Genomic DNA, 2784 nt, shown 5'->3' with positions numbered 1-2784 from the left:
TCGGAATATCTCGATGACACGCCCGGCACGGCCCCCTTGGCACGCCGACTGCCGTCGTTGACAGCTCTGTTGTGGGTCAGGCTGCCGCAGGCGTTGCCGCAGATGCGGACCTATACGCTGTACCGGTTCGAATGCGGCTTGCGGTCGTCGGCGGTGCTGGGGTTCATCGGCCTGCCGACATTGGGCTATCAGCTTGAGACGGCGTTCAAGCAGGCGCAATACGGTCAGGCCGTCGCGGTGCTGGCGCTGTTTCTGGCATTGATCCTGCCGCTGCGGTTCTGGGTGATCTGGCGACTTGTGCCGGTGATGCTGGCCGCGGCGGCCCTGGCGCTGGCCTTGCTGCCGACACCGCCGATGGGCGACGGGGCCTTGATGCGGTTCCTTGGGGGGATCGTGCCGGCCCCGCTGCGCACGGGGGGCGGTTGGGGCGACTGGCTGGGCAAGGTCCTTGTGGATCAGGCCTGGCCCGGCAGCATCGACACGCTGATTCTGTCGCAGTTCGCGCTGGCGGCGGCGGCGCTGGTGGCGGCGCTGTCCTTTCCGGCCATCGTGCCGGGGGTCGTGGGACGCATTGGCGCGGTGATCGGCCACGGCGTTCTGGTCGTGCTGCGGTCGATCCCCGACTACATGCTGGCCTTTGTGCTGTTGCAGGTGCTGGGGCCGTCGATGCTGCCTGCCGTGCTGGCGCTGGGGTTGCACAACGGGGCGATCATCGCGCATCTGCTAGGCCGTCAGGCGGCGGGCCTGCCGCAACGCCCGGATGCGCCGCGCGGCCTGACGCTGTGGGCTTGGGACCTGTTTCCCCGGCTGACGCCGGCGTTCTGGGCCTTGTGTCTTTATCGGTGGGAGATCATCCTGCGCGACAGTGCCATCATGGGCCTGCTTGGCATCGGCACGCTGGGGTTCTACATCCAGACCAATGTGCAGACGTTGCGGATGGACCGGGTGGTGGCGCTGCTGGCGGTGTCGGTTCTGATGACGCTACTGATCGACACGCTGTCGCGACGGTTGCGCGGTGCGATGCGCGACGCGCCCGCCTTGCGGATCGAGGCATCGCGCGGCCTGAGCAACTGAAACCTGAAAACGTGGGCGGACGGGTCCAGCCCGGCGCAACCCGAGGGGAAACCGATGAAGATCACGAAAGCTGCGGACCTGACGACGATGCCGGTACGGGCCGACTGGTTCACCGGTGACGTCACGATGACGCCGCTGTTCCATGACGCGGCCCCGTCGCAGATGGCCGGCGCGCGGGTGACGTTCCAGCCCGGCGCGCGGACCAACTGGCACACGCACCCGCTGGGTCAGATCCTGATCGTGACGGACGGGACGGGCCGGGTGCAGCGCGAAGGTGGGACGGTCGAGGTCATCGGCAAAGGCGATGTCGTCCGCTTTGATCCGGACGAGAGGCATTGGCACGGTGCCGCCCCTGACAGCGCCATGACCCATATCGCCCTTCACGAGGCCGTCGACGGCATTGCCGTGACCTGGCAGAAGCCGGTCTCCGACAGCGACTATACCGGGTAAATTCCCCAGTAGAACCGCGTGACATGGTAGAAGATCGGTGCCGCGAACAGCACCGCGTCAAGCTGGTCCAGTACGCCGCCCTGACCGGGGATCAGGTGCGACCAGTCGCGCACGCCCCGGTCGCGCTTGATCGCGGCAAATACGATCCCGCCTGCCATGCCGACGGCGCTTGCCATTGCGGCCATCGCGGCGGCAGCCAACAGGCCAAAGGGTGTGATCCACGACAGACCGGCCCCGATCAGCGCGGCGCAGAGGATGCCGCAGGCCATGCCCTCGATCGTCTTGGGGGACAGGGACGGTGCGATCTTGTGTCGCCCGATGCGGGGGCCGAAGAAGTACTCCAGCAGATCGCCCGATTGCACCACGATCACCAGAAAGGCGATGACGAGCACGTTGCGATCGCCCGTGCCCGGCAGGTCCAGCGCCAGCAGGGCGGGGACGTGGGACAGGCAGAAGACGCAGATCATCAGCCCCCATTGCGTTTCCGCGACGCGGATCAGGAACCTTTCCGGCTGACCGCGCAGGGCCGAGATCACGGGCAGCAGCAGAAACACGTAGACCGGGATGAAGACGGTATAGATGCCATGCCAGCCCATGAAGACGAACAGGTATTGCAGCGGCAGGGGCCAGCACGGAGGCTGCGGTGATGCGGGTCGGGTCGCCCAGCCCGGCGTCGGCCATGCGGTCGGCCAGACCGTCGTGGGACAGGTCGCGGTTGATGTCGGAGAGGATCTCCGCCTGCTCGAACGGATCGTCGCGGCCAAGGACTCGGGCGATCAGCTCCTCCGCCTCGGCCACGGCACTGTCGCCGCCGTGACGGTGCAGGCGCTTCTGCATGTCCTGTTCGCGTTTGACCGCGCGGGCCTGCACGGCCCCCTGGCGCAGGTCGATGATTCGGCGATGCCCGGCTTCGACCGAAGCGCGCAGGCGCAGGATCTGGCGGTCCAACCGGTCGCAGGTCACGCCGCGCTGGGCGGCCTCGTTGTGCATCTGGGCCAGCGCCTATGCCGCTTCTTGCGCCAGGTGGTCTTTCCCGGTGGTCAGGGCGGCGCGGGCGCGTGCGGTCATGTCGGCGATGCGGGCGGTCAGGGCGTCGCGACTGCGCGCTTCGCGCAGGCGCTGAATCAGACTGGCAAGTGTCGCCTTGGCCGCCTTCAGCGCCGCGTCGCTTTCGCGGATCTTCTGGTCGATCAAATCGATGGCAAAGGCGTCGCGCACGCGATCCTCGACACGGACCTGGCTGGTGGTCAGCAGGGTTGT

At 67.4% G+C, this 2784-nt stretch carries 4 protein-coding genes; 3 read left to right on the top strand and 1 reads right to left on the bottom strand.

The window, feature by feature from the left end:
* Together ACOI1H_RS24605 and ACOI1H_RS24600 are read left to right on the top strand one after the other, a co-directional pair.
* On the top strand, positions 1-1074 hold a 1074-nt coding region (locus tag ACOI1H_RS24605), incomplete at its 5' end, for a PhnE/PtxC family ABC transporter permease (protein WP_422440873.1).
* A 54-nt stretch (positions 1075-1128) separates the two neighbouring features.
* Complete coding sequence (locus ACOI1H_RS24600; RefSeq protein WP_422440871.1) at positions 1129-1524, top strand: (R)-mandelonitrile lyase; 396 nt, start codon at positions 1129-1131, stop codon at positions 1522-1524.
* Here the strand turns inward: ACOI1H_RS24600 and ACOI1H_RS24595 are convergent.
* Positions 1512-2120, bottom strand: coding sequence for a phosphatidate cytidylyltransferase (locus ACOI1H_RS24595; protein ID WP_422440870.1), 609 nt, complete (start codon positions 2118-2120; stop codon positions 1512-1514). The two genes, ACOI1H_RS24600 and ACOI1H_RS24595, sit on opposite strands and share 13 nt — an antisense overlap.
* Here ACOI1H_RS24595 and ACOI1H_RS24590 point away from each other — a divergent pair.
* A partial coding sequence (locus ACOI1H_RS24590) for a hypothetical protein (protein ID WP_422440868.1) occupies positions 2119-2784 on the top strand: 666 nt, incomplete at its 3' end. The two genes, ACOI1H_RS24595 and ACOI1H_RS24590, sit on opposite strands and share 2 nt — an antisense overlap.

This window comes from Loktanella sp. DJP18, assembly GCF_049310965.1.
Classification (GTDB): Bacteria; Pseudomonadota; Alphaproteobacteria; order Rhodobacterales; family Rhodobacteraceae; genus Loktanella.
This window is presented reverse-complemented; position numbering and strand designations above follow the sequence as displayed.

Excerpts from the sequence above, each read along its gene's own strand:
- ACOI1H_RS24600 (WP_422440871.1), top strand. The coding sequence starts at position 1,129 with ATGAAGATCACGAAAGCTGCGGACCTGACGACGATGCCGGTACGGGCC.
- ACOI1H_RS24595 (WP_422440870.1), bottom strand. The coding sequence starts at position 2,120 with ATGGGCTGGCATGGCATCTATACCGTCTTCATCCCGGTCTACGTGTTT.